This window comes from Deinococcus roseus (genome assembly GCF_014646895.1).
Taxonomy (GTDB): Bacteria; Deinococcota; Deinococci; order Deinococcales; family Deinococcaceae; genus Deinococcus_C; species Deinococcus_C roseus.
The window spans coordinates 1-1,118 of the sequence record NZ_BMOD01000083.1 but is presented as its reverse complement, the minus strand read 5'-3'; the positions used below and the strand labels follow the sequence as shown (position 1 = coordinate 1,118).

1 protein-coding gene is annotated in these 1,118 nt (G+C 54.2%); it reads right to left on the bottom strand.

What is annotated here, in order from left to right; translation table 11 throughout:
- A partial coding sequence (locus tag IEY52_RS26475) for an IS1 transposase (RefSeq protein WP_189009707.1) occupies positions 1–949 on the bottom strand: 949 nt, incomplete at its 3' end.
- Positions 950–1,118: the final 169 nt, after the last annotated feature.

The following is a 1,118-nucleotide window of genomic DNA, read 5'->3' as shown; positions in this document are numbered from 1 at the left end:
GCCCGATCTGCTCGGGCAATTCCACCTGCAGGCTTCGACAGGTCTTCGCCCAGTTATAGGACAGCCTTTCAAGTTCAGCCAGGCCAACACGGGTGATTTTTTTGTGTGCAAAACAGAGTCCTTTACGATGCATGTATGGATTGTGTTGTCTGGCGGTGCCATTCTGTCGTTCCACGGCAGAGGTATTCGGTGTGGTATACCCCAGCCGTTCCAACTCTAAGCGGATTCTGCCAGGGGTGCCGTGGGTGTAGCAGATGTCCACCGTCTTTAACTTTTTGCCCTCCCGCACCTTGATGAGTTGCACATGGGCCAGCATCCTCGGAATGCGGTACTTCACTTTTGGAGGTCGACCCTTGCTCCCCTTTTTCTTCGGCTGGTACGGCACACCAAAGATTTCTGGAAACAAGGGGGCGTAGCCGTGCCCACCATCGGTGAACAAAGCCAGATGTTGTGGGTCTGCCAGACGGCTCTGGGCATCCTCCAGCAGACCTCGAATCAAGGTTTCGTCTCTGGCGCCCAGCCGTAGAGACACCACAAACTTGCTGTAGGGATCAATGACTGTCGCTTCCCAGCACGGCTGACTTTTGTTGCCGTAGAAACCATAACGTTCATCGGCTTGCAACGCGGTGGTCTTCACCTGCAAGGCTTTGTGGTCATGGATGGCTCTGGCATGCTGTCCGGTCACCACAATGATGCGTTCTACCGTGTCGTGGTGGACTTTACAGAGCCGGGTGGTCGCGGAAATGGAATTGCCCTCACACAGGGTCTCAGCCACTTTGATGAAGGTGTCCGGGTGAATTTTGCTGTTCCACAGAGGTGTTCCTTTGCGTTCACTGAACTCAGTGCCACAGGTTTTGCACTTTAAGTACCGCAGACCATGCTTGCCGTAGGTCTTGCGCACCACCAGGTTGTCCTGGCCTGTTTTGAGGTGGTCTTGGCACTGAGGCATCAGACACGCTAAACTGCTGAGGGGTAGCTGTTTTTTTCGACTGTCACAAGCGAATTTTACTGCTACCCTGTTCTTTTGGCTGCCCTCTGCGTGAAATACTGTGTTTGGCCCCCTATGTCAAGCTGGCAGAGCCAGCTGACTCCGGTGGCCCTTCGTATAGGGTTCGCCT